The following is a 23,462-nucleotide window of genomic DNA, read 5'->3' as shown; positions in this document are numbered from 1 at the left end:
AAAGACGGTGACGATGTGACGTCGGCAGGTCGGGAACGACGCGACCGGATCATGGAGCGGACGGGCGATGTGCTCGGCAGGCCGCGCCGGGGGATCGGAACGCTGGTCGTCTTGGGCGGGCTGGTCGCGATGGTGATCGGGGTGGTGCTGGCGTGGCGTGCCTCTTCGGCCGGGCCGATCAAGGTGGATACGGCCTTCACTCCGTGGGGCATGGGCGGTGTGCTCGCGTTCGCCATCGGCCTGTTGCTCACTGCGGGCGGGCGGCGCTGGCCCTTGGCCCTCATCGGACTGGTCTTCTCGGCATGGGCGTTGGTCGTGTTGACCGTCGATGGCGCGAAGTTGGGCACCGAGGCCACCGGCAGCGTCGAAAGCTGCACGGTCGAGGTTCGGGACCCGGTGCCGGGCCGTACCGATGAGGGCGAGCCGAGGGTTCGCAACTGGGTGGTCTGCGCCGAAGGCGAAGGCTTCTACCTACTGACGGCCGACGACGAGACCACTCTCGGCGGTCAGATCGAGGTCGAACAATCCAGCATCTGGCCGCCGGTTCCGTCGGCGCAGTACGAGGTCGGCAGCGCGGCGATCGTGGTGCCGGTGGCGGCTGGCGGGTTGCTGCTGCTGTTCGTGATCGCCCGGGTCCTCTCCGGTCGAGACCGCTATGTCGGCTGAGGCCGCGGCTGCTCGTCAAGGTGGGCTCCATCTCACGCCCGGCGCCTGACCACCCGATTTTCGCTTCCGCCAGACCTGGTGGTGACGAGCACCGTTCGGTCGCCTCTACACTCGCTTGTCGTGAGTCTCACCCTTGGCATCGTCGGTCTGCCCAACGTCGGTAAGTCCACCCTGTTCAACGCTTTGACGCAGAACGAGGTGCTGGCTGCGAACTACCCGTTCGCCACCATCGAACCCAACGTCGGTGTCGTCCCGCTGCCCGATTCACGGCTGGATCGGCTTGCGGAGATCTTCTCTTCGCAGCGCACCGTGCCTGCGGTGGTCTCCTTCGTCGATATCGCGGGCATCGTCAAGGGCGCGTCCGAGGGCGCGGGCATGGGCAACCAGTTCCTGGCCAACATCCGTGAGGCCAACGCGATCTGCCAGGTGGTCCGGGTGTTCGAGGATCCCGACGTGATGCACGTCGAGGAGGCCGTCGACCCGGCAGACGACATCGAGACCATCAACACCGAGCTGATCTTGGCCGATCTGCAGACGGTGGAGAAGGCGCTGCCCCGGTTGGAGAAGGAAGCGCGCACCCACAAGGAGCGGCGCGCCGCCCTGGAGGTGACGCAGAAGGCCAAGGACATCCTCGACGGCGGCCGCACCCTGTTCTCTGCTCAGGCGGAGGTCGACCTCGCCGAGCTGCGCGAGTTGAGTCTGCTCACCGCGAAGCCCTTCCTCTACGTCTTCAACGCCGACGAGGCGGTGCTGACGAACGAGACGCGGATCAAGGAACTCCGCGAGATGGTCGCGCCCGCAGACGCGGTCTTCTTGGACGCCAAGGTCGAGGCGGAGCTGCTCGAACTGGACGAGGAGTCGACCCGCGAGCTCCTGGAGTCGATCGGCCAGGCCGAGCCGGGCCTGTACTCGCTGGCGCGCGCGGGTTTCCACACTCTCGGCCTGCAGACCTACCTCACCGCGGGCCCGAAGGAGGCCAGGGCGTGGACCATCGGCCGCGGTTGGACCGCCCCGCAGGCAGCCGGCGTCATCCATACCGACTTCGAGCGCGGTTTCATCAAGGCCGAGATCGTGTCCTTCGATGACTTGGAATCCGCGGGCTCGATGGCCGAGGCCAAAGCAGCGGGCCGGGTTCGGATGGAAGGCAAGGACTACGTGATGGCCGACGGCGACGTCGTGGAGTTCCGGTTCAACGTGTAGTGGTAGCTACGTGCCGAACTCGGTAATTCGGCGAGGGAAGGCGTGGCTCGGCCATCGGGCTGCCGCCCGCGACGGAGACCATCGTGAGCGGGTGCGTTGCTCGGCTTAGGCTCCTGCGCTGAGGACTGAACGCCGCTGGCCAGCGGTGGGTAGGGAGACTTCGGCCGCGAGGTCCGGCGTGGGCGCCCGGAGGTGTACTTGACGATGTCCGTCGTGTTCCGTGTCTCCCCGGTGATCGATGATCGAGCGTTGTCGAAGCTGCACCGTCGCGCTTTCGACGCCTCTTCGGTCGAGGTGGTCCCGTGGTCCGCACGTCTGGAGCGGCATAGCGTCGTCTGGGTGACTGCCGAGGAGGAGTCGAACCTGGTCGGGTTCGTGAACGTCGTTGGCGATGGGGGCGTTCACGCGTTCATTGTGGACGCGGTCGTGCTTCCATCCCATCAACGTCGGGGCATCGGTGGAAAGCTGATCGAGCTGGCCGTTGCCGAAGCTCGATCGCGCGGTTGTGAGTGGCTGCATGTGGATTTCGAAGCCGATCTCGCAGCCTTCTATGTGAAGCGGTGCGGATTCCGACCGACATCGGCAGGTGTGATCCGACTCCGCTGATATTTCTCCGTACTGGAACAGCGCAGGATGTGTGGGGCCAGCCCGCCGACGCTCTCGCGGCAGAGTTGTTGGCGGCGACCGGGCGCAGCCGTGTTTCCTGTAGTGGTTCGGCCGCTGGGGAGGCGGACGATCCAGGAGCACCCATCGGCATCCATGTTCGGCAGTTGTGGCACAGCGATGACGAGGCGTCCGCGTTTTGAAGGGCCCCGCAGCGCAGAAGTTCGGTCGTCACCCCAGGTGGAGCACACGCCGTTGATGTTGGCGAGCATCGACGGCTTCGTCGTGAGGCGAATGCGATGTGCCAGGTCATCCGGGTGTTCGACGAGCCTGAGGTGGTGGACGTCGAGGAGCGTGCTCGGGTCCTGTTCTCCGCGTCGTTCTCCTACGTCGGATGAGGAAACATCGACTCGCGGGCTAACGGAGCAACAACGAAAGTCCGGATGGAAGGCGAGGACTACCTGATGGTCGACGGCGAGGTGGCGGAGTTCGGGTTCACGATGTGATCGAGTGTCGGTGCGCGCGAGTAGGTTCCAAGGGAATCCAGGTGATCTGAGACAACACAGGGAGCAGCCGTGTTCCGCACTCGAGTCCACAACCTATTCGTCTCCTCGGATGGATATGCTGCGGGCGATCGCGTGACGCTTGAGCAGCCGATCGGTGAAGCCGGAGCGCTCTTCAGTAAGTTCGACGGACGCGTTATTCATGGCATTCGTGGCATCGACGACCCTGTCACGGTGGATCAGGCGTTGTTCAGCATGTGGGGTCAGGGCATCGGCGCTGAGATCATGGGGCGTCGCAAATTCGGCCCTCAGTCGGGTGAATGGTTGGACGACGGCTGGCGGGGATGGTGGGGAGACGAGCCACCGTTCCGCACACCGGTCTTCGTTCTGACGCACTTCCCACGCGAAGCCATCGAGTTCGCCAATGGCACCAGTTTTCACTTCGTGGATGCATCGCCAGGGGAGGCTCTTCGCTTGGCGGGAGCCGCCGCCGATGGGTTGGACGTCCGAATCGGCGGCGGGCCGTCGACCGTGAGTGCGTTCCTCCAAGCGGACCTTGTTGACTTCTTGCACCTTGCGATCACCCCGATCGTGCTCGGGACCGGCGTCCGGATTTGGGACGACCTGGCTGGCTTGGAAGACCGCTTCAGCGTCGAATCCATCAGCACGGCCAGCGGACTGACCCATCAGTTGTGGAACAGGAAGAGTCGCCAGTGAAGGCATTTCGGCTTCACTCGTGAGGTCGCTCTGCACGGTCAGCGGGCGGACTCCGCTACGGCCGTGCGGCGCTGGTCGTCTCTAGGACGCTCTTACTCTAGGACGACGTCGACCGGTAGCGTTCGAGCGGCGATCCAGGATTACCAATCCGAGCGCGGGCTGGCCGGAGATGGGGCTCGCAGTCGCAATTCGCTGGCTGGGTGGTGGCCTCGACGACGAACATTGTGTGATCGCCGTCGTCGACGGGGCCGACGCGCATCGAGTCCAGGGCGGGGCGTCTGCAATCCATTGCCCGTGTGACCAGGATTTTCGAGGACCCCATCGGGTACTCGACGAACTGCGTCGCGTCTTAGGGAGACGGCGGCCCGCAGGTGGCGTCTCAGGTTGGTCGGGGTTCCGAGGCGGATACTGTGCCGCACCAGCGGTGCGAAGACGGTGGTTCCCGCGCCCAACATAGGTGCGGCCTCGGCGGAGGGAATTGCGTCTGGAATCGGATAGACCTGCCGTCAGTCGCCGGCCCGCGCGTGGTGGACGACCCCACGGTTGCGCATCAGTAAGGAAATTTTGGAGTTGAAGTGGATTACCGCATTCGGCTGGCCGCAGTGGCGGATCTGGACCCTGCTGCACGGGTCCTTGCGGGGGCTTTCGAGACGTACCCCTGGACGCGCTGGGCTCTCCCCGAGGACGGATACCTCGCACGTCTGGAAGAAGCGCAGCGGTTGTATCTCGCTCACGCGCTCGAACATGGCATCGTGCTGGTAGACGAGCCCGTGCGTGCCGTTGCTGCCTTTCTGCCGCCAGGCGCCCCTGCGCCCACTGAACGGATTCAACAGCGGGTAGCCGATCTGCACGGATCGCGTCTGACCGCGCTGACGGGGCTTTCACTGCCCGAGGCGCCCGCAGGATCTTGGACTCTCGAAACGGTCGGCGTCGAGGTGGCGCACCAAGGAGCGGGCCTCGGTACGGCCGTGATTTCGGAAGGGCTCGCGTTGGTTGATAAGCGAGGTGATCCGATCGCACTTGAGACCTCGGACGAGCGCAACGTGAGCCTCTATCAACGGCTCGGATTCACGACTACAGCGACGACCAGGATTCCCGACGGCCCCATCGTGTACTCGATGAATCGCGTCGCGTGCTGATGGAAGGATCACGACATGCCGCTTGCTGACGTGCGCAATGCCTACGGTGCCCGCGCCGATGAGTACATCGACCTGGTCGGCACGGTCGAGAAACTGGCCGAGCAGGACCGGGACCTGATCCTGCGCTGGGGAAAGGGCATCGACGGGCCGGTGCTCGACGCAGGCTGCGGGCCGGGGCACTGGGCGCACTACCTGCACGAGCACGGGGTGCACATCGAGGGCGTGGACATGGTGCCCGAGTTCCTCGCCCGCGCCCGAGAACGGTTCCCGGCGGTGCGATTCCACGAGGCAACCCTCGACTCGCTTCCGGTGGAAAGCGATGCGCTCGGCGGTCTGCTCTCGTGGTACTCCATCATCCACACGGCGCCGGAAGAGGTACCCGCGATCCTACGCGAATTCGTGCGTTGTCTGCGGCCGGGTGGGTCCTTACTCCTGGGTTTCTTTGAGGGTGAGCGAGTGGAACCGTTCGACCACGCGGTGGTGCCCGCCTACTACTGGTCTGTTCCGGCCATGAAGGAAGTGCTGGCGTCGGCAGGCTTCGAGGTCACCGAGGTGCAGACGCGCACCGCCACTGGAAAGCGCACGCATGCGGCGGTCGTCGCGGTGCTTCGAGGCTGACCGAAAACACGGCGGCTGATTCCTCGCCCGCCGGACACCGGCCGCTGCCCTGCTCCGGCCCAGCGACGACGTGCTGCGTCGGGGGCAGGGCAGCTCGGGTGGTCAGCTCGTCATGCTGGCGAGACTGCCACCATCATGAGAACCGCCTGGGATATTCAGGATCACGCCGAGGCGATTCGTGGCGTTGATCATGGCGATCAGAGCGACCAGCGCGACGGCCTGGTCCTGGTCGTAGTGTTCGCGCACGTGACTCCAGGTGTCATCGGAGACACCGTGTGCGGCGTCGGCGATACGGGTGCCCTCCTCGGCGAGCCGCAGGGCAGCTCGTTCGGCTTCGGTGAAGACGGAGGAATGGCGCCAGGCCGCAACCAGGCTGAGCCGCGCCGGGCTTTCTCCGGTGGCAGCGGAGTCCGCGGCGTGGAGGTCGACGCAGTATCCGCAACCGTTGATCTGGCTGGCGCGCAGTTGCACCAGATCACGAGTGGTTCTGGGCAACGTCGACTCCTCGATCGCCCGGCTGACCGCGTAGATGCGCTTGCTGATCTTGACACCCGTGCCATTGGCGAACAGGTTGATTCGAGGCTCCATGGCTTCGTCCTCCTCGATGCGATGGCGTTGCGCGCCGGCACCCTTTCGGGTGCGGCGTCCTGACGAGCACGAGACGCCGGGTACACCCTCGACGTGACAGTTCTGCCGGTGTGACCTGGATCGCGGATCTCGCCTGTCACAAGATGGCTCGATGCGGCGTCGGTTTGTGTGACACGGTCGGGCGAGCGGACGGGGATCGCGATGACTCAGCACGGTGAGCCCACGCCCGAGACTCCAGGAAGTCGTGTGACCGAGGTTCGACGGCAGTCCACCACGGCGACGTTCATGAGCCACCGCAATCTCCTTTTCACCGTCGCCTACGAGATGCTCGGGTCGGTTGCCGACGCGGAGGACGTTCTCCAGGAGGTATGGCTGCGTTGGGTAGCGGTCGATGTCGATTCGGTGCGGGAACCACGCGCCTATCTGATCCGCGCCACCACACGACAGTCCTTGACGCGACTGCGAACGCTTCGTCGACGTAGGGAGTCCTACGTCGGGCCTTGGCTGCCCGAACCACTGCTGACGACGCCCGACGTTGCCGAGGAGATCGAGCTGGCCGACAGCGTCTCGACGGCGATGTTGTTGGTGCTGGAGACACTCAATCCGACGGAGCGGGCGGTGTTCGTGCTGCGCGAGGTCTTCGCTCTGCCTTATGTCGAGATAGGCCGGGCCGTCTGCAAGACCTCGATGGCCGTCCGGCAGATCGCACACCGAGCCAGAGCACACGTCGCTGCGCGCAGGCCTCGGGGTGTGGTTTCGGCAGCACACGCGCGAGAGGTGCTCACCGCGTTTCGAACGGCCCTCGAAACGGGTGACCTGCAAGGTCTTCTCGATGTGATCTCGCCCGACGTCGTTCTGCTGACGGATGGCGGTGGGGTCGTCGGGGCCTCGCGCACCCCGGTGACGGGCGTTGACCGGGTGGCGGGTCTGTTGCGCGTGCTCGGCGCCGAACTGGAGTTTCAGCTGGCGGCGGTCAATGGTTCACCCGCATTCGTGGTCCGTCGAGCCGGTGAGATCGACACCATCTTGTCGGTGCTCGTCCAGGAGGGACTCATCACGGGTCTCTACGCGGTACGCAATCCCGAGAAACTGGTCCGCCTTGATCGCGAGAACTCGGTGAGTCGCTGAGTTGCCACGGCTAGTTTGGCCGGCTCGTTGAGGTGCTGCCGCCATCTGCGGGCCGACGCGTGCGCCCTACGCTGCGGCAGGGACGGGTTCGCGGATGGCTTGGATGTGCGGGAAGTCCGAGTCATTTGCCGGCTTGTGCAACACCCGTTTCCGGTCGGTCGTCGGTGCCCACCTCGGTCTTGCGGGGTGCGTGGTCGAGAAGAGTCTCGGCGGCGGCCCGAGCGAAACGGCCGTAATCGGGGTCGTTGAGCACCATGGCGCGGCTTGCGACGCCGTCGGAGAGCGTGACGAGCTGCTCGGCGAGCGGCTCCGGCTCGTCGACGTCGAGTTCTTTCAAAAGGTCGATCACCAGCGCGAGCATGAGCAGCTTCTGTTCGCGAGCGAAGACGTGCACCCGGTCGTCGGGGCCGGGGTGCTCGACTGCGGCACGGATGAACGGGCAGCCCCGAACTGTCTCGTCGTCAGGCCCCTGCACCACGCTGAACATCGCCATGATCCGGTCTCGTGGCGGGAGATCGGTGCGGGTCAGGGTCTTGAGCAGCGTTGGTCCGGCCTGTAGCAGGTGTGCCAGTTGGGCCAGCACGAGATCTTCCTTGTTCGGGAAGTGGACGTACAGGGTGCGTTTCGAGACGGGAGCCTCGGCCGCGATGTCCTCCATGGTGGTCGCGGTGATTCCCCGTTCCGCGAAGAGAGTGATCGCGGCGGCGAGGATGCGTTCCCTCCCGCCCCGGCCTGCTCGGCGTCCGGGTTCGTCGCTCATGGCCCAACTATACGACACCGTTTACATTGCGCGCCGCGATGCGCTACGGTCGTCTAGGTAAACGTGGTCGTGTACTTAAGGAGAGTGTGTGGCAGTGGCGACGACTGGGCTAGTGGACGCGGCGGAGCGACTCATTCGGACTCGGCGTGCGACCAGGGCATTCCTGCCCGATCCGGTGTCAGAGGAGACGATGGAGGCGGTCTTCGGGCTCGCAGGCGCATCGCCGTCGAACTCCAACACGCAGCCCTGGCAGGTCGAGGTACTCAGTGGCGGCATGCGGGACAACCTCGCCGAGGCACTCATGACCGCGCATCGGGATGGCCGTCGGACCGTCGATTTCCCTTTCACCGACGACAACTTCTCGTCGGTGCACCAACGTCGGCGTGCCGCATTCGGCGCCGCGCTGTACGGCACCCTCGGCATCGGTCGCGAAGACCACGATCTGCGCGCCGCCTACGACGCCAAGAGCCTGGACTTCTACGGCGCGCCCCACGTCGCGCTGCTGTACGCAGCGGATTCCGGCGACCCCAGACTGACCGCTGATGTCGGCATGTACGCGCAGACGCTTCTGCTGGCCATGGCCGCCCACGGGATCGCCAGTTGCCCGCAAGCGTTGTTGAGCTTCTACGCCGACACGGTGCGCGAGACGTTGGGTGTCACGGGCGGGAAGCTGCTGTTCGGCATCGCGTTCGGTTACGCCGATCCGGCGGCCGCGGTCAACACGGTCGCGGTCGGCCGGGAGCCGCTGGGCGAGACGACGCGTTTCCATCGCTGAACGCGCTGCTCAGGGACTCGGTGTCCGGCGCATCCTGCCCCAGCCGCGAGAACACCTGCTCGTCAGTAGGTCGCGGCAGGCAACGAGTCGCCGTAGAGCCGTTGCGCGTTGCCCGACAGCACGGCGTGCACGGCGTCGTCGTCGAGACCGGCTTCGCGGATGTACTCGATTGCCCGGGTGTACTTCGCGTCCTGGAAGTACGGGTAGTCCGACCCGCACATGATGCGCGTGGGATCGAGGGTGTCCAGGGTCATCCGTAGCGACGGGCCGTGGAAGTTGGCGGCGTCGAACCACATTCGCCGCAGCGCAGCGAGCGGAGACGACGGGAACGCGTGCCAGTCCTCGTAGTTGTCCTCGATGCGTTGCGCGAGGAACGGCAGATCACCGCCGAGGTGCGCGATATGGAAGCGAATGCCGGGATAGCGCGCCGGGATATCGGCCTTGAGCAGGTGCAACAGGGCCAATCCGTCCTCGATGGGAGCTCCGACCGCCCATTCGAGCCCTTGTGCATTGATCATGGGGCAGCGTGCGCCGTTACCAGTGGCATGCAGGTAGACGATGGCACCGCGTCGATTCAGCTCGGCGAAGACGGGCTCGAAGCGCGCGTCGGCCGGTGAGATCGTCTGCTGCACCAGCGAGGTGATTCCGATTCCCGCGAAGCCGAGGTCGTCCAGGCCGTAGGCGATCTGCTGCAAGGACTCGTCGATGTGGGGGAGGGCGATCGCGCCATAGGCGACGAAGCGGTTCGGATGCCGTTGGAGGATTGTGGCGTAGGTGTCGTTGACCAGCTGTGCCGCATCGCGGGCTGCCTCGGCGTCGTCGACCATGGGGAGTTGGGGAACCGCCGAGATCACCTGGACCTGCACCCCGGCGGCATCCATCATGCGTAGCCGCGCACTCAGATCCGCGTCGTCGTCGCTTGCCTTCATGTTGCGCGCAACCTTGGTGGTCGCCGGGTCGACGCCGATCGATTCGAGTCGGTCGAGGTAGTCAGCGGGATAAACGTGGGCATGGGCGTCGATGGCGTGGCGAGGTGCTGTCGTAGCCATGGCATCTCCGGTGTTCGGCTGGGTGACACTGCTCGGGGCGGCGAGCTCTGGGCGAGTACCCACAGGCCGTCGGGCCATGCCGCCGAGGCGAGATCGGACATCGCCGGGGTAGTCGGGGGCCGACCCGACTACCCCGGGCAGCAGGCGGTCAGTCGTGGGCTTTCGCCCTTGGCGATCTCGGATTCCGGTTGGGTCGGCGTCGAGCGGGTGCGCCGGTGGCCGGGGTGGACTCGAATTCGTGATAGAGCGAGACCCAGTGTTCTGCGGTCAACCGTCGGGGCAGTTCGCCTCCGGTGAGGCCCTCGGCGCGAAGCCACCGGTTGATCGAGGGCGGCGGGGCCAACCTGGTCAGGATGCCGCGAAGCCCGGTGCCTCTGCCGGTGAACACCGATCGCACCAGCCGTTGATAGGCGGCGCGTTCCGCCACCGCTACCAAGGGGGCAGCCCTGCGTCGCATGATGAGCACCCCGCCGTCGACGGCAGGTACCGGCCGGAACGCTGTCGCGGCGACCCGACCGGCTAGGTGGAACTCGTACCAGGGCCACCACAGTGCCGTGAGCATCGTGGCTCCGCCGACCCCGGCGCGTTTTCGAGCCACCTCCCACTGAAGCAGCAGGATCGCCGAACTCCAGTCGTCGGCGTCCAACAGCTTGCGTAGCAACGGCGTGGTCAGGTGGAACGGCACGTTGGACACGATGTGGTGGCCGACCGTGGCGGGTCGATAGGTGAGTAGGTCGGCGTGGACGACCTCGGCTCGGGAGCCGAAGCGGCGTCGGAGATCCCGCACCCGGCGCGGGTCGATCTCGATGGCGGTGAGGTCTCGGCCGGTGGTGAGCAAGGCGCTGGTCAGTGCCCCGTCTCCCGCGCCGTATTCGAGGATCGGACCTGGGGTTTCCTCTCGAAGCAGCTCCGCGATGCGGGTTGGTACCCGCTTGTCGACGAGATGGTTCTGACCGAGTTCGTGACGTCCGGGCAGCCGAGGGTGGTTCTTGGACATGGGGATTCCCGTTCGATGGCTGGCGTCGCGCGACACACCGATGCGGAGGTGATCGATTCGCGCGCAGGGCAGAAGACGCTTGCCGACGGCGGGAAGCCCGTACCTGGCCCGAGAACGGGTGAAGGGGTACGGGTGAGGTGAATTCGTGCTTGCCTGGCGGGTGATCAGCCGAGGCGAGCCGCCATCACACCGCCGTCAGGCGATGCGAAAGCGGACTATTGCGAAGACTGCCATGGCGAGGAGGGTAGCAACCGATCAGCGGCCGCCCAAGCGAATATCGGACTGCTGGATTCGGCTGGACGGCCCCGGAACAGCAATGCCACCTCGGTGGTTCACGGCTGTCAGCTGGGATTGGCTGGGTTACTGGGCGCGGGTGTGACGGCGCGGGTGGCGGCTTGGCGGGTGTCGTCGTTGACGGTGGGGATTTGGTAGTTGAGTTGTCGGATGTGGGTGAGGAAGGCGGGGTCGGGTGCGAGGTCGTGTTTTTCGAGGTAGTAGCGGACGGCGGGTTGCCAGAGCCAGGTGCCGTCGGTGAGCCAGGCGACGGGGACTCGGCGGGGGTGTTCGGGGTCGAGTTGGTCGGGGACTCGGCCTCGGCCGGAGAGGACTATGTCGCCTGCGACGAGGTAGGCGAGGACCTTCTCCTTCTCTTCGGGCGTCAGAGGTTCCCGGTTGACTACCGGGTCGCCATTCTCGGTTTGGCCGTCGAAGACTCGGGCGTGATAGAAGTCGTAGGATTGGCTGGGCATGGGAGCTTTGCGGGCGGCGACTTGCGCGAGGTAGGTCTGGATTTCGGTGGTTATGGGGAGGCGGTGTCGTCGGACCTTTTCGTTGGTGATTACGGCGTAGGCGACGCGGAGATTGACTTCGGGTATTTCTTGTGGGACCTGGAAATTGTTGGTGCGGATGTGCTCCAGCATGGCGGGATCAGGTGAGATTCCGTATTTCTCCAGGTAGTGAGCCACCGGTGTGGGCCATACCCATGTGCCGTCCGTGCGAACGATAGTTCCAGGGATTAGCTTTCGGTCTTCAAGCAGATCGTAGAAGCCTCCTGTTTCTCGTATTTGAATTGCTGGGGCCGTTCGTAGGTAAGTTAGTACTGCGGGCACCTCGGAAGCAGGGATTGGCGGCCGAGTAATGATGGGCTTTTGGTCGGGTGTTACGCCGTCGAATAGTTCCGGCCTACTTATTGTCGGCAGTTCATGCTGTTCTTCTTGTGCTCCGCGTTGTAGCCAGTCAGGGGTGTTTTCGATTGTGCGTGGGAACTGGGTGAGTTCTGTTTGGAAGTCGTGTTGTGCGGGGTAGTTGAACCAGTCTGGTTCGCGTTCGCGTTCGTATTTGACTGAGTAGGTGCCAGGGTAGGTGAAGAGTGCGGCGAAGAAGTTCCAGGTTCCGCCTCCGGGCCGGTACATCCCGGCGCGGAGGCGTTCGAGAAGGTTGAGGATTGACGTGGGGAGGTTCCAGTGTTGAGGGCGTCCTGCGGTGTCTTTGACGGTGCTGATGGTCTCGACGTAAGAACCCACCACGCAGTATTGGAGGTAAAGCTCGCGCCAACCGGCGGGTATTTCGTGTTGGACGATGGCGGTGATCTCTTCGATCAGCGCATTTTCTTCCGGTGGGGTCAGCGGGGCGGAGGGGGTGGTCATCAACCATGCCTTTTCGTCGAAGTGGGAACAGCGAAATCATGCATCGTGGTCGGTTCCGGTGGTAGAGCCGGGGTCGACAGCGCCGCTAGCTTGGGTAAGTCTGCTCGCCAGCCACTCGGGGACGTACTGCGCTGTGCGTGGAAAGGCAAGCAAGTCGGTCGCGAACACCTCGGGCGGCACCGGCGGAACCCACTGTGGTTCATAGGTGTAGTTGTAGCTCACACGGAACGCAGCCGGGGGGTCCATGGTGAATCGCACCGAGAACCAAGCGCCCTTCTCCGGGCGGTAGGTGACCTGTCGTAACAATGCGAGATCCTCACCCAGTTCAGGAGTAGGCGCGACGGGCACGCTGCCGCCGTCGGCGGTCAGAACCGTGAGCGACAGGTCGCGCACGGCGACAGCCATTAAAGCCTTTAGGTCGATGCGGTGCCAGCCGGACGGAGTAGCGGCGAGTAGCCTTCCCCCGATCCGCTGCTGTAACTCCTGCTCGTTAAGGGACTGTAGGGGGTACATTCGGAAAGCTCCTCAGGTGCGTCGATGTGACGGGCGGGTCGCCCATCGTAAGTTGGAACCGTACGTGGACAGCTTCCGGAGTTTCCCGCCCGTTTCTGTCAGCCCAGAAATCGAATCGATCAACCCTGAGATCAGGTCCGGCAATAGCCTTGAGATGGTTTTCCATCTCGCCCCAGCTGGTAGGGATAAAATGCTGGCCAAAAGTTGCGTTCTGTGCCGCCCATTGCGCCATATAATTTACCCGCTCGCTGATGCCTGCCGCTGCGTGGCCGAAAATATGCCCACCTGCGGCTTCCATAACACCCGAGTACTCGTTCTTTGAGGCAACTTGGCCAACGGCCAGTTGGATGGCACTCTCCCGAGCATGCCGATGACTCTTGTCGTAATCGAAGGCACCGCTGGCGGCAGCGGTATTACCTTTTTCGTCGGTGTGAAAAAGCCAGCGCGGATCGCCCGGTGATTCCCCGATTTTCGGTGGATCGACCACTCCGTATACTACATTTGGGATCGGCGCTCCTGTCCGTGGCTGGACGTCGGATGCGGTGGTATGTTCATGATGGAAATGCATCGTTTCTCGGTTGCCGAGTTCAGGGTTGAACAGATTCTCATGCGGTCCCGCCCAGGTGAGTATTCGACTGATGTTGCCAGCGTCGTCGGTGAAAATTGTGGCATGCCAGCCGTCACCATTCGGTCTGTTGAGAGTGATCTGTGCGTTTGCTGGGCGGTCTTCCTCGGGTCGGGCGCCCCAGCCTGAGGTAAAGGAGCCTTCCTGTGGATTCCATTCTTCGGTTAACACAACAGTGAACGGTGGCGAAGGTGCTGACCGCGTGTCCTCCGAGGCTTCGCCGGGAGGGATATCTGAGGAACCCTCGTTCGGTAATGCTGCGTCGGGGACGTCCCATGTAACTGCGGGCGGCGGTTCAGCCTCGCCATCGGTGCGGAACCGTTGATTTCCGTGGCCGTCGGCCACATTGTAGACGACTTCTGGATCTAACAGCAGGTCGATGGCGCCCAATGCCGGCCCTGTGGCGCCCCCTGGTGGGAAATAGGCGTCTGCACTTTTTCCCGGACTCTCGTTGGGAACTGCGGCAGTGACGTATTCAAGTTTTGGCCTTCCGGTATCCGCGCAACGCTCGCCGACAAAATAATCGCCAACGGTCTTGATTTCTAGGGAACCTTGAGCGTTCTCGAATTCGAGATCAACTCGATACCACGTGTTCGGTTCCGGATTTGGTACCGCATCGGCGAATCGTTGATTCGGGCCGAGTAACACGGGAACCGGTGGAACGTTCGGATCCATGACTGGTGGGACGTAATCCGGCACCTGATTCGTCGACCGCGTATTCGCCCGTGCCCGAGCATCGTCCGGACCACCCTCTGCCGCGCTGTCGCCGAGGTAGGGGCCGTCACTGAAATCGGTGGTGGTGCCGTCCGGTTGGAAGGCCTGCCAGGTGCCGTCCGGCGGGTCGGCGGGAGTCCAGTTTCCGTCGGCGTCCTGGGTGCCGGACGAGGAGAACAGGCTGCCGTCCGCGTTGGCCCAGCCCATCTGGGTCGGGGCTAGTACCTCCACGCCGAGTTCGCGGGCTAGATCGGCGGCGAATCCGTCCGGTAGGCCACCCGTGTCGCAGGACAGCAGGCGGATCGCCTCGCCGTTCCAGTCCGGGTCGGCGCGGACGATGTCGGCGAAGCCTGCTGCGTCCAGTGTCTGGTCGCCGATGAAGACGTTCTGTTGGTCGCCGTGCAGGTCGTAGGTCCGGCGGCCATCCGGGTCGGGGGCGACGGTCTGCGCCGAGCGTTGGGTTTCTGGCTCGTCGGGGAAGAAGGCCCGGCCTGCCGGGGTCGTGGTGCTGGCGTCGAGGATCGCCTGTTGTTCCGTTGTCAGCGGTCGCGGGTCGGCGGGGCTGTCGGCCGGATCGCCGGGGTCGCCGTCGCGGTCGGGGGACGAATCGGGGTCCGTGCTCGAATCGGCATCGTGGTCGGGTGTCGACGTCGGGTCCGCGTCCGGCGTGGTGTCGGGTCTCGGCGTGGCGGGGTCGGCGCCCGCCGCCGCATCGCGCTCCGCCAGTAGCTCGGTGCGGCTCGCCTCGTTCGCGGCCAGCCAGGCATCGCCGTCGGGGGTGGTGTTCCACTGCCCGTTGTCCGGGTCGAAGGCGCCGAGCAGGCTCTCGTTGCCGTCTCGATCCACCACCCACAGCTCGGCGACCTCGCCGAGTTCGGTCGGGCTCAGGATGAACTCCGGGGTGGCGTGCTGTTCGCTGCCGGGGAAGCCGTTGCCGGTGAACGGCGGGTCCTGGCGGGTGTCGCCGCCCATGTTCGCCATGCCCTCCGGCGTCGTGCCGCCATAGGGAATCGCCAGGTTGTCGGGCTGGTCCAAGGGGAACCGCAGCACCGGGATGCTCGCGTCGTCCGGCAGATACGGCGGACGGCCGTTGCGGTCCTCGTAGCCGCCGTCGGTGTAGTCCAGCCGCAGTCCCTCGATGACGTCGGCCGGGCTGCGCAACTCCGCGACATCCCGATAGCGGGTGGTGAAGCCGCCCGCCTCGGTCGGGTCGAAGATCTGTCGTTGGCCGCCGCTGCCATCGGGGATGAACACCGGATTGTTCTGCAGGTAGTTCGCCGCGACCTCGCCGGTCAGCACCCGCTGCACGACCTCGCCGGGCGGGGTCTCGACCCCGTCCCGCACGTCCCGGATCGCCTCGACCTCCGCAGCCGTGTAGCTCTCGACCGGGCGTTGCCGGATCTCGTCGAACTGTTCCGGAGTGAGTCCGGTGCCTTCCAACCGTTCGGCCAGGCTGCTCTCGAAACCGTCGGTGGTGTCGAGTTGGTCGGCACCGAGGCTCGTCTCGTACGTCGAGCCGTCGGACAAGGGGTACTCGTGCTCGATCGGCGGGAGACCGCTATCGGTATCCGGTGTGCTGTCTGCCGAGTCGGTCGGCGACGCGGCATCCGATGGCCCGGAGCTCGGAATCGGGTCTCCGGAACCCGGCCCCGCATCGGCAGGCGGGCCTCCGACGGGCGACGCGCTGTCCGGCGTCCTCGGCGTGGCGGGGGCCTGCGGGGACTCCGGCGTGGTCGGCTTCCGGTCCGCAGGCGGGGTGCGGTCCGCGCCGCCGTCGCCGCGCGGGACGGGTGCCGCGTTGCGATCGGCTCCGGCCGGGGGCGTGTCGCTGCGGGGCGCAGGCACATCCGTGCGGCCGGGTTGCGGTGCCGGGCCGTCGGGTCCGGGTCGGTTCGGTCCACCTTGCGGCGGGACCTGGGCAGGCGGAGCCTGCGGCGGTCCGGCCTGCTGGTGCGGGCGTGGTGGGCCATCGGGTTGGCCACCGAACGGGCCGGACTGGCCGGGACCACCGTGTGGTGCCGGGCCGGGGCCGAACTGCCCTGGTCTGTTCGGCGGTTGACCGAATCCACCGGGCTGTTGACCGCCGGGATGGCCGGGTTGCTGGCCGAAGCCCGGAGGCTGGTTGCCGAAGCCGCCGGGCTGGTTGCCGAGACCATTGGGGGGCGGCGCGAACTGTCCGGGACGCGGGCCGTGGGGTTGATTGACTTGGGGAGGCCCTTGTTGACCGGGGCCGAACTGGTTCGGACCGCCGGGCGGCGTCCCCGGACCGAACTGGCCGGGTGGGCCGAATGGTCGTTGCTGTCCGGGGTTCCCAGGCCCGCCCTGGTGCGGCGCTAGCTGTTGCGGGCCTGGCTGGCCGGGGCCGGGGCCCGGTTGACCGAAGCCGCCGGGACCGCCCGGACCACCCGGGCCGGTTGGCCCGAAGGGCATAGGCGGGCCTGCCGGACGCGGTTGCGTCGGGTAACCCGGTCCGCCCTGCGGTGGGGTCGGGCCACCGGACTGATTCGGCGGCGGTCCGCCGAAGTTCTGTGGTGGCAGGCCGCGTGGTGGTGGCCCGCTGTGGCCGGGCTGCGGCGGACCCGCAGGCGGCGGACCCGCGGGCGGCGGCGAGCCGGGATGTCCGAGGCCGGGCTGCTGTGGTCCGGGCCTGCCGGGTCCGGGTTGCCCACCGCCGGGTTGCGGAGCCGGCTGTCCGGCGGGCCCGAACGAACCCGGACCGCCGCCCGGCTGCCCGCCCATTCCGCCCGGAGCCGGTCCGAACGGCACGGACCCGGGCATGCCGCCGGCCATGCCACCCGCTGGGCCGCCAGCCGAGCCGCCGAAACCCGCCGGGTTACCGGCCGCGGGAGCACTGGGAGAGCCGCCGCCCTGGAAACCCGGCTGTCCGCCGGAGAACGGCGCGTCGGATCCACCGGTCGAACTCGCCGAGATCGTCAGAGGCGCCGACGGGGGCGCTTCTGGTCTGGGGCCGGTAGCACCGGGACCGGTGGGGCCGAAGCCCGCCGGTCCTGCGGCGTCCAGTCCGCCGGTCGAGTGCGGGGCATTCGGCCCGGGGTTCGTTGGACCGGGCACGCCACCGCTGGGGCCGAAACCCGCCGGGTCGTTGGGGCTACTCGGGCCGAACCCACCGGGATTGCCCGGCGCCTGGGGCGCGGAGTCACCTGGACGCGGGGTCGCACCGCTCGGGACCTGGTCTGGGCGAGGTCCGCTGGGGGACTGCGACGATCCGGGGGTCGATCCGCCGTTGCCTGGGCCGCCGGTCGAATCGGCGGTGGGGCTCGTCGGAGCGCCGCCGGGCGCGGCTCCCGACGGGGCGTCGAAGCTTGCGGCGGACGCGGTGGACCCGCTGCGGGCTGGGTCCGGAGCGCCATCGAGATCCGGGGCGGATATCGGCCCCGCCGAGGGGCCGTTCGAGGTGGTCGGTGCATCCGGCGGGCCCGCCGTGGCGCTGCGATCCGGGCTGCTGCCTCCCGGTGCGCTGCCACCAGCCGGAGTGCCGCCAGCCGGAGTGCCGCCTGCACCGCCACCGGAACCGCCGCCTCCCGGCCCGCCGTTACCGGATCCGGCGTCCGGAGCCGGATTGGTCGGACCGCCCGGGCTGGATGGGTTCGACGACCCCGCAGCGTCGGGCGTGGCTGCATCCGGCGCCGCCGAGGAAGACGGAGTTGTGGAACCGGAATCCGGCGTCGGTCCGGCGGCGGGCCCGTCGGGTTGTGGTGCGGACGTCGTCGAGGAGGACGCGGGCGCATCCGTGCTCGGCCCGGCGCTGTCCGGCCTTCCGCCGTCCGGCGGGCTGCCGCCTGTCGAGGTGCCGCCGCCGTCCGAGGGACTGCCGCCCGGCGAACCCGAATCCGCCGCTAGCGGTGCGGACTGCGTTGATAAGCCCGAATCCGGTGCGGTCGGTGCCGAGCCGCCCGAGTCGGACCCGCCATCGAGACGAGCGCCGAGCGAATCGGGGCCGCCGCTGGTCGAGGGACTCGAGTCCGGGGCCGTACTGGTCGTGCTCGGTCCGCTGTCGCCGAGCCCGGAGCTGCTCGGCGTCGTACTCGCGGTGCTATTCGGGCTGGTGCCGCCGCTGTCCGAACCGCCGCCACCATCCGAACCACCACTGCTCGAACCCGAATTCGAGCCGCTGGTCGAACTGCTCCCAGAGCCGCCGGAAGACCCGCCGCTGCTCGTGTTCCCCAACCCCGAGCCGCCGGAATCGGGGCTGCCGCCGGTGGCGCTGAGCAGGGAGTTGGGTGTACCCGACTCGGACGGAAGCCCGCCCGCCGGACCAGAGCCACCATCCGGACCAGAACCACCGTCCGAGCCAGACCCGCCGCCGTCCGAGCCGGACCCACCATCTGCCCCGGACCCGCCGCCGTCGGTATCGATGTTCGCGGCGCTCAGCCCCTCGGCGCCGCTCTGCGCCCCGTCGACCGCGCCGCCGACCGCACCGGAGGTCGCACCGTAGAGCAGGTCTTGGCCGGTGAAGCCCTGGCCGGTGACCAAGCCTTCGGCCACGGTGCTCGCGACGCCCTCGGCGGCACCCCTGGTCGCCCCGCGTAACGCCTGGTCGGCCAGGGTTCCGCCCACGCTGTCGGACAGCGCGCCGGTCGCACCGGTCGGCACGACCCCGGAGACGCCGCCGACGACACCGGAGACGACCCCGCTGATCGCGGAATCCTTGATCTTGCCCCAGTCCATCCCGTCCCGGTTGCCCTGCAGCATCTGGAGGCCCTGGATGGCGGCGTCGAGGCCGACCGACATGGCCACCTCGATGGCCACACTCTTCAGAATCGAGATGATGAGCTGCCGGAAGATCATCTGCACGGTGAGCCTGGTCGCCGCCTGGGCGACCGGGATGCCCGCACTCGCGGTGCCGAAGGTGACGAACGCCGCCGCGATCATCGCCGCGATCTGAATCGCCAACATGATCAGCGATGCGATGATCATGTACTTGGTGTATTCGACCTCGAGCGCGGAATCGTCGCAGCTCGCCCCGAGCCCCTCGCAGAACTCCTGTAAGGAGACGAGGAACTGTTCATCACCCGCGACGAACTGATTCCACATCTCCTGGAAGGCGTCGGCCGTCTCGCCCTCCATACAGGCCAGCGAGGCATCGGCCGCCGCTTGACCCTGCTGGATCACACCGCCGACTTCACTGGCCGCTTGGCGCCATGCCTCGCCCAGCCTGCGCAGCGCCGTCTCGTCACCCTCGGGCCAGCTCATCCCCACACAGATCGGGATGAGCCACTTGACCTCGTCGGGGATCTCCATACCCATGGGGCGCACCTAGTGTCTTCGGGCCGCGAAACAGGCCGGGTGAACAGCGAGTCGGAGCGAGAACCGGCCCAGGCGGGCCATGGTGGTGCGTGTAGGGACCCGCCGAGGCGTGTCCCGAGAGATCAGCGACGGTTGTTCGTCAATGCCCGCCACCATGCGGGCCGCGCATCCTCGGGACGGGGATGCCGCGAGATTTCCGTGTCCAGCGCCGCGATCGGCGGCGGGACGAACCAGGTGGTCTCGTCGTCGTGGGAGATCCCGCCCGGGCTGCCGTCCGGCCGGACACGGAGGGCGGCGGCCAACCAGACTCCCCGTTCTGAAGCGGCCGAGGTCGTACGAAGCTCACCGAAGGCTTGGCTCACGGCGGGATGCGGCGACCAGAATCGCGCGGCGCCGTCCGCGCCGACACTGCGACAGATCAGTTCGGCATGCCCGCCGACCTCACGGAATTCGAGGTCGACGGCCCGCCATGGCGGGGGAACGGACGCGATGACGGCGGCACTGATCGCCTGCCGCAGCTCGGCCTCGGTCCGCAACGGACGGTCGGCATCGGATCGCACATCGTCGGCCCGGGCGGTCTCGGTGCGCTGCTGCCACAGGGCAACCAGTTCGGCCCGCGTCGCGGAGCCGAAGAAGCCCGTGCGCTCATACACGGTCAGACCCAGTTCGCGGGCTCGGACGGCGTCTCGGCCGGTCCAGGAGAGTTGCAGCCTGTCGCCGTCCTCACCGGTGACGAGGTAGCGCTCACCGTCGACGAGGCCGTAGGTGCTCAGCGAGAACCGTTCAAACAGCTCGGATTCCGCGACCTTGCCGACCACTCGACCGTTCGCACGGGCCTGGAAACCCGCAGGTACGGGATCGCCATGGAGGACGGTCAGCACCACGCGGCCGGGGCCCGCCGTCGCCACTCGGAAAACCTGACCGCGCCAGACGCCGTACGGGCCATCGGGAAAACCAGCGGTGGCGGTCATGACCCACTCCGGAACGAGTCGGCGCTCTCTTCGTCCATCGTCTCCCAGGTGTCGGCGGCCCCATCGAGATTGGTCTTCAATCCGGTCAACCCTGCGACCAGATTGACGAAGGCCTCGAGTGCCATCTGGGAGTTCGGCACGTACTCGCTGCTGAAGGTCTCGCCGGCCTCATCGGCACCCCAGCAGTTGCCCTCGGAACTCAGGGCCCCTTCCAGACTGGTGCGTGCCGCCTCCAATGAATCCGACGCCCCGGTGAATCCCGATGCCGCCGTGCGCAGCGCGGCCGGATCGACCTCGTAGCCGTCGCTCATCTGGAGTCACCGCCGGTCAGCCAACTCTGCGGCTCCTCGTCATCCGCGTCGTCGCGAACCGGCCGCTTCGGCCGGGTCTGGGCCGGTGGTGGTGCCGCTTCCGGCGGGGCGGTCGGCTTGAGGTTCGGATTGAGCAGATCGCGGAACGACGGGGCGCCCTCGACCAGGTCGGCGAGGTCGGGCGTGCCCTCGTGGAGCGGAGCCATGATGTCGGCGACGCGCTGCCCGACCTGCGTCGATGCCTGCCGCACCACCTCGGTGGCGGTTCGACCCAGCTTCTCGGGGGTGCTGCGCGCGAAGGCGCTCGGCGCGAACTCCAAGCGGGTCAATGCGCCGCTCGCGTCGACGGTGGCGGTGACGAGGCCGTCCGCGGAGCTGACCTTGGCGCTGGCTGCAGCCGCTTCCGCCTGTGCATCGCGGAGCTGATCCGTCTGTTTGCGCAATTGACCCATCAACTGGTCGACCTGCTCGCGCATGGCCGCGTTGCGTGCCTCCAACCGAGCGCGTCGATCTTCGGGCCCCGTCATTGCTACCTCCGTGTGAGGGCAGACGACGTGTCTGACCACCGAAGAAGGACGTTAGCGCTCCTTCGGTGACCGCGTGGGCTGTTCGCGGGCACTATTCGGACTAGATGCTCGGATTCGGCCATACAGAGCAAAGCGGCCCCGGCCTTTCGGCTGCACGCCACGGGTCGAATGACCCTCGGCGATGCGAGCGCTGCTAGTCGTTCCTGTATGAAGTGTTAACAAGGCATAGCGGGAGTGGGAGGCACGTTTCTCACGATGAGAACACCTTGGTCCAACTCGACCACGCCCAAGCAGTACAGCATGTCGAGGCCTAGGACGAACCAGCCAAAGGGCACCGAGGATCGGTGATCGTTCTCCGCTCGCCATGCGGTCAATCGGCTCCACACTCGACTGACGGAGCACGGTTCGCTTAGTTGAAGCAGGATTTGGGCCCCGACTGCCAGCAGACAGCGGTCCGGTGGAATGTCCCTGGTTGGCATGATCACGTCGAGCGCTCGATGCGCCACCGTGCGGGAAACGCCTCGAACAGATCCCCGTGTCCACCGAAGGACCTCAAGTCAATCCGCGCTGGCCATTGGCCTTGTGGTTGCGATTTTGCGTTTCCCGGCACGTCTCTCTCCAGTTGTCAGCGCATGTCATCAGGGCCGGCTCCCGTGGACCTGGCAATCCATGCCAGCACTTCAACATCCCACCCCTTCAATACTCTATGTGAGGACCAGGTGGCATTAAGTGCACGTTTGGTCGTGCACACCGCTACGACGGCCGACCTTCAGATCGCCGTAGCGGCATGCGATGCGCCGAGGGACCTCAGAACTGCGCCGCCTCCGTCGACCCGGCCAGCGCAGTGGTCGAGCCGCCGGGGGAGACCGCGTTGCTGATCAGGTCGAAGTAGCCGGTGCCGACCTCGCGTTGATGGCGGGTGGCGGTGTAGCCGTCGTTCTCGGCGGCGAACTCGGCTTCCTGGAGGTCGACGTAGGCGGTCATGCCCTCGGTGGCGTAGCGCTTGGCCAGCGAGAACATTCCGTGGTTCAGGGAGTGGAAGCCCGCGAGGGTGATGAACTGGAAGCGATAGCCCATCGCGGCCAATTCCCGTTGGAAGCCCGCGATGGTGGTGTCGTCGAGGTGCCTGCGCCAGTTGAACGACGGGGAGCAGTTGTAGGCCAACAGCTGGTCGGGGTACTCGGCCTTGATGGCCTCGGCGAAGCGGCGCGCGGTGGGCAGGTCGGGGGTGCCGGTCTCCATCCACAGTAGATCCGCATACGGCGCATAGGCGAGGCCCCGGCTGATGCAGGGATCGATGCCGCCGGTGACCTCGTGGAAGCCCTCGCGGGTCCGCTCGCCGGTGAGGAAGGGCTGATCGCGCTCGTCGATGTCGCTGGTGAGCAGGTTCGCCGCCTGCGCGTCGGTCCTGGCGATGATCAGACTGGGCACCCCGGCGACGTCGGCGGCGAGTCGGGCGGCTCCCAGGGTGCGGATGTGTTGGCTGGTGGGCACCAAGACCTTGCCGCCGAGATGACCGCATTTCTTCTCCGCGGCCAGCTGGTCTTCCCAGTGCACGCCCGCCGCGCCTGCCTCGATCATCGACTTCATCAACTCGTAGGCGTTGAGCACTCCGCCGAAGCCCGCCTCGGCATCGGCGACGATCGGGGCCAACCAGTGCGGGCTGTCGGTCTGTCCCTCCGACCAGCTGATCTGGTCGGCCCGCAGCAGCGCGTTGTTGATCCGGCGCACCGCCTGCGGGACCGAGTTGACCGGGTAGAGGCTCTGATCGGGATAGGTCTGGCCCGCCAGGTTGGCATCGGCGGCCACCTGCCAGCCCGACAGGTAGATGGCCTGCAACCCGGCGCGGACCTGCTGGACGGCCTGGTTGCCGGTCAACGCGCCGAGCGAGTGCACGTAGGAGCCGTCGTCTCGATTCAGCAGGTCCCAGAGCCGCCGCGCGCCCAAGTCCGCCAGGGTGTGCTGCTCGGTGACCGAACCTCGGAGCCGGACGACGTCCTCGGCCGTGTGCTCGCGCCGGGTGGACCGCCATCGGGGATCGGCGTCCCACTGGATGCGCAGCTCGGTGACCGCGTTCGCGCGATCGACCCGGCCTCGGTCGGTGTCTGGACTGGTCATGGTGTCCGCCTTCCCTCGACTCGCCC

At 66.7% G+C, this 23,462-nt stretch carries 23 protein-coding genes and 1 pseudogene; 11 read left to right on the top strand and 13 right to left on the bottom strand.

What is annotated here, in order from left to right; translation table 11 throughout:
* Positions 1-15: 15 nt before the first annotated feature.
* The 6 genes from BKA25_RS22980 to BKA25_RS22955 all read left to right on the top strand — a co-directional run bounded on the left by BKA25_RS22980 (position 16) and on the right by BKA25_RS22955 (position 5,446).
* Positions 16-666: a hypothetical protein gene (locus BKA25_RS22980; RefSeq protein WP_157420937.1), complete on the top strand. Its 651-nt coding sequence runs from the start codon at positions 16-18 to the stop codon at positions 664-666.
* A 120-nt stretch (positions 667-786) separates the two neighbouring features.
* On the top strand, positions 787-1,866 hold the full coding sequence (ychF, locus tag BKA25_RS22975; RefSeq protein ID WP_069846723.1) for a redox-regulated ATPase YchF: 1,080 nt from the start codon (positions 787-789) through the stop codon (positions 1,864-1,866).
* 204 nt (positions 1,867-2,070) lie between these two features.
* A complete protein-coding gene (locus tag BKA25_RS22970) occupies positions 2,071-2,472 on the top strand; it encodes a GNAT family N-acetyltransferase (protein ID WP_069853264.1) in 402 nt (133 codons plus the stop codon).
* 572 nt (positions 2,473-3,044) lie between these two features.
* Positions 3,045-3,689 carry a dihydrofolate reductase family protein gene (locus tag BKA25_RS22965; protein WP_069846725.1) on the top strand — a complete coding sequence of 215 codons (645 nt, stop codon included), beginning with the start codon at positions 3,045-3,047 and terminating at the stop codon, positions 3,687-3,689.
* A gap of 575 nt (positions 3,690-4,264) precedes the next feature.
* Positions 4,265-4,828, top strand: coding sequence for a GNAT family N-acetyltransferase (locus BKA25_RS22960; protein ID WP_069846727.1), 564 nt, complete (start codon positions 4,265-4,267; stop codon positions 4,826-4,828).
* A gap of 15 nt (positions 4,829-4,843) precedes the next feature.
* Positions 4,844-5,446, top strand: coding sequence for a class I SAM-dependent DNA methyltransferase (locus BKA25_RS22955; RefSeq protein ID WP_069846729.1), 603 nt, complete (start codon positions 4,844-4,846; stop codon positions 5,444-5,446).
* A 102-nt stretch (positions 5,447-5,548) separates the two neighbouring features.
* Here the strand turns inward: BKA25_RS22955 and BKA25_RS22950 are convergent, their stop codons facing one another.
* Positions 5,549-6,034, bottom strand: a complete 486-nt coding sequence (locus BKA25_RS22950) for a carboxymuconolactone decarboxylase family protein (RefSeq protein WP_069846730.1) — start codon at positions 6,032-6,034, stop codon at positions 5,549-5,551.
* A 201-nt stretch (positions 6,035-6,235) separates the two neighbouring features.
* Between BKA25_RS22950 and BKA25_RS22945 the strand changes: the two genes are divergently transcribed.
* Positions 6,236-7,162, top strand: coding sequence for an RNA polymerase sigma-70 factor (locus BKA25_RS22945; protein WP_069853265.1), 927 nt, complete (start codon positions 6,236-6,238; stop codon positions 7,160-7,162).
* Between the two features lie 121 nt (positions 7,163-7,283).
* On the opposite strand, the gene BKA25_RS22940 is transcribed toward BKA25_RS22945, so the two are convergent.
* Positions 7,284-7,922, bottom strand: a complete 639-nt coding sequence (locus BKA25_RS22940; protein ID WP_069846732.1) for a TetR/AcrR family transcriptional regulator — start codon at positions 7,920-7,922, stop codon at positions 7,284-7,286.
* Positions 7,923-8,016: 94 nt separating this feature from the next.
* Between BKA25_RS22940 and BKA25_RS22935 the strand changes: the two genes are divergently transcribed.
* Complete coding sequence (locus BKA25_RS22935) at positions 8,017-8,697, top strand: nitroreductase (protein WP_084642522.1); 681 nt, start codon at positions 8,017-8,019, stop codon at positions 8,695-8,697.
* A 62-nt stretch (positions 8,698-8,759) separates the two neighbouring features.
* Here the strand turns inward: BKA25_RS22935 and BKA25_RS22930 are convergent, their stop codons facing one another.
* From BKA25_RS22930 to BKA25_RS22910, 5 genes are all read right to left on the bottom strand, one after another.
* Positions 8,760-9,746, bottom strand: a complete 987-nt coding sequence (locus BKA25_RS22930; RefSeq protein ID WP_069846735.1) for an amidohydrolase family protein — start codon at positions 9,744-9,746, stop codon at positions 8,760-8,762.
* Between the two features lie 148 nt (positions 9,747-9,894).
* Positions 9,895-10,743 carry a 23S ribosomal RNA methyltransferase Erm gene (erm, locus tag BKA25_RS22925; protein ID WP_069846737.1) on the bottom strand — a complete coding sequence of 283 codons (849 nt, stop codon included), beginning with the start codon at positions 10,741-10,743 and terminating at the stop codon, positions 9,895-9,897.
* Positions 10,744-11,084: 341 nt separating this feature from the next.
* Positions 11,085-12,389 (bottom strand): hypothetical protein, encoded by a 1,305-nt coding sequence (locus tag BKA25_RS22920; RefSeq protein ID WP_157420938.1) that lies wholly within the window; start codon positions 12,387-12,389, stop codon positions 11,085-11,087.
* 36 nt (positions 12,390-12,425) lie between these two features.
* The gene (locus BKA25_RS22915; RefSeq protein ID WP_069846740.1) at positions 12,426-12,902 is read right to left on the bottom strand and encodes a hypothetical protein; all 477 of its coding nucleotides are present in this window, start codon (positions 12,900-12,902) and stop codon (positions 12,426-12,428) included.
* On the bottom strand, positions 12,880-15,213 hold the full coding sequence (locus BKA25_RS22910; RefSeq protein ID WP_512699160.1) for a DUF8616 domain-containing protein: 2,334 nt from the start codon (positions 15,211-15,213) through the stop codon (positions 12,880-12,882). Before BKA25_RS22910 ends, BKA25_RS22915 begins: the two co-directional genes overlap by 23 nt.
* A gap of 930 nt (positions 15,214-16,143) precedes the next feature.
* On the opposite strand from BKA25_RS22910, the gene BKA25_RS22905 reads away from it, so the two are divergent.
* From BKA25_RS22905 to BKA25_RS22895, 3 genes are all read left to right on the top strand, one after another.
* Positions 16,144-16,578 (top strand): hypothetical protein, encoded by a 435-nt coding sequence (locus BKA25_RS22905; RefSeq protein ID WP_069846743.1) that lies wholly within the window; start codon positions 16,144-16,146, stop codon positions 16,576-16,578.
* A gap of 934 nt (positions 16,579-17,512) precedes the next feature.
* Entirely contained in the window at positions 17,513-18,697 is a 1,185-nt protein-coding gene (locus BKA25_RS22900; protein WP_069846745.1) for a hypothetical protein, read from the top strand.
* 30 nt (positions 18,698-18,727) lie between these two features.
* Entirely contained in the window at positions 18,728-19,147 is a 420-nt protein-coding gene (locus tag BKA25_RS22895; RefSeq protein ID WP_157420940.1) for a hypothetical protein, read from the top strand.
* On the opposite strand, the pseudogene BKA25_RS28750 reads toward BKA25_RS22895, so the two are convergent.
* The 6 genes and pseudogenes from BKA25_RS28750 to aceA all read right to left on the bottom strand — a co-directional run.
* Positions 19,120-19,455, bottom strand: a pseudogene (locus tag BKA25_RS28750) (WXG100 family type VII secretion target); the annotation flags it as partial. The gene BKA25_RS22895 and the pseudogene BKA25_RS28750 sit on opposite strands and share 28 nt — an antisense overlap.
* A gap of 176 nt (positions 19,456-19,631) precedes the next feature.
* A complete protein-coding gene (locus BKA25_RS22890) occupies positions 19,632-20,480 on the bottom strand; it encodes a hypothetical protein (protein ID WP_069846748.1) in 849 nt (282 codons plus the stop codon).
* Entirely contained in the window at positions 20,477-20,791 is a 315-nt protein-coding gene (locus BKA25_RS22885) for a WXG100 family type VII secretion target (RefSeq protein ID WP_069846750.1), read from the bottom strand. The genes BKA25_RS22890 and BKA25_RS22885 overlap by 4 nt, the downstream gene beginning before the upstream one ends.
* Positions 20,788-21,318, bottom strand: coding sequence for a YbaB/EbfC family nucleoid-associated protein (locus tag BKA25_RS22880; protein WP_069846752.1), 531 nt, complete (start codon positions 21,316-21,318; stop codon positions 20,788-20,790). Before BKA25_RS22880 ends, BKA25_RS22885 begins: the two co-directional genes overlap by 4 nt.
* Before the next feature lie 215 nt (positions 21,319-21,533).
* Positions 21,534-21,797, bottom strand: a complete 264-nt coding sequence (locus BKA25_RS28685; RefSeq protein ID WP_375791893.1) for an ABC-three component system middle component 6 — start codon at positions 21,795-21,797, stop codon at positions 21,534-21,536.
* Positions 21,798-22,125: 328 nt separating this feature from the next.
* A complete protein-coding gene (aceA, locus tag BKA25_RS22875; protein WP_069846754.1) occupies positions 22,126-23,436 on the bottom strand; it encodes an isocitrate lyase in 1,311 nt (436 codons plus the stop codon).
* Positions 23,437-23,462: the final 26 nt, after the last annotated feature.

The organism is Actinoalloteichus hymeniacidonis (assembly GCF_014203365.1).
Classification (GTDB): Bacteria; Actinomycetota; Actinomycetes; order Mycobacteriales; family Pseudonocardiaceae; genus Actinoalloteichus_A; species Actinoalloteichus_A hymeniacidonis.
This window is presented reverse-complemented; position numbering and strand designations above follow the sequence as displayed.

Excerpts from the sequence above, each read along its gene's own strand:
- BKA25_RS22950 (WP_069846730.1), bottom strand. The coding sequence starts at position 6,034 with ATGGAGCCTCGAATCAACCTGTTCGCCAATGGCACGGGTGTCAAGATC.
- BKA25_RS28685 (WP_375791893.1), bottom strand. The coding sequence starts at position 21,797 with ATGCCAACCAGGGACATTCCACCGGACCGCTGTCTGCTGGCAGTCGGG.
- BKA25_RS22890 (WP_069846748.1), bottom strand. The coding sequence starts at position 20,480 with ATGACCGCCACCGCTGGTTTTCCCGATGGCCCGTACGGCGTCTGGCGC.
- aceA (WP_069846754.1), bottom strand. The coding sequence starts at position 23,436 with ATGACCAGTCCAGACACCGACCGAGGCCGGGTCGATCGCGCGAACGCG.
- BKA25_RS22970 (WP_069853264.1), top strand. The coding sequence starts at position 2,071 with ATGTCCGTCGTGTTCCGTGTCTCCCCGGTGATCGATGATCGAGCGTTG.
- BKA25_RS22945 (WP_069853265.1), top strand. The coding sequence starts at position 6,236 with ATGACTCAGCACGGTGAGCCCACGCCCGAGACTCCAGGAAGTCGTGTG.
- BKA25_RS22955 (WP_069846729.1), top strand. The coding sequence starts at position 4,844 with ATGCCGCTTGCTGACGTGCGCAATGCCTACGGTGCCCGCGCCGATGAG.
- BKA25_RS22930 (WP_069846735.1), bottom strand. The coding sequence starts at position 9,746 with ATGGCTACGACAGCACCTCGCCACGCCATCGACGCCCATGCCCACGTT.
- BKA25_RS22940 (WP_069846732.1), bottom strand. The coding sequence starts at position 7,922 with ATGAGCGACGAACCCGGACGCCGAGCAGGCCGGGGCGGGAGGGAACGC.
- BKA25_RS22915 (WP_069846740.1), bottom strand. The coding sequence starts at position 12,902 with ATGTACCCCCTACAGTCCCTTAACGAGCAGGAGTTACAGCAGCGGATC.
- BKA25_RS22885 (WP_069846750.1), bottom strand. The coding sequence starts at position 20,791 with ATGAGCGACGGCTACGAGGTCGATCCGGCCGCGCTGCGCACGGCGGCA.
- BKA25_RS22880 (WP_069846752.1), bottom strand. The coding sequence starts at position 21,318 with ATGACGGGGCCCGAAGATCGACGCGCTCGGTTGGAGGCACGCAACGCG.
- BKA25_RS22920 (WP_157420938.1), bottom strand. The coding sequence starts at position 12,389 with ATGACCACCCCCTCCGCCCCGCTGACCCCACCGGAAGAAAATGCGCTG.
- BKA25_RS22910 (WP_512699160.1), bottom strand. The coding sequence starts at position 15,213 with ATGGGCGGCGACACCCGCCAGGACCCGCCGTTCACCGGCAACGGCTTC.
- erm (WP_069846737.1), bottom strand. The coding sequence starts at position 10,743 with ATGTCCAAGAACCACCCTCGGCTGCCCGGACGTCACGAACTCGGTCAG.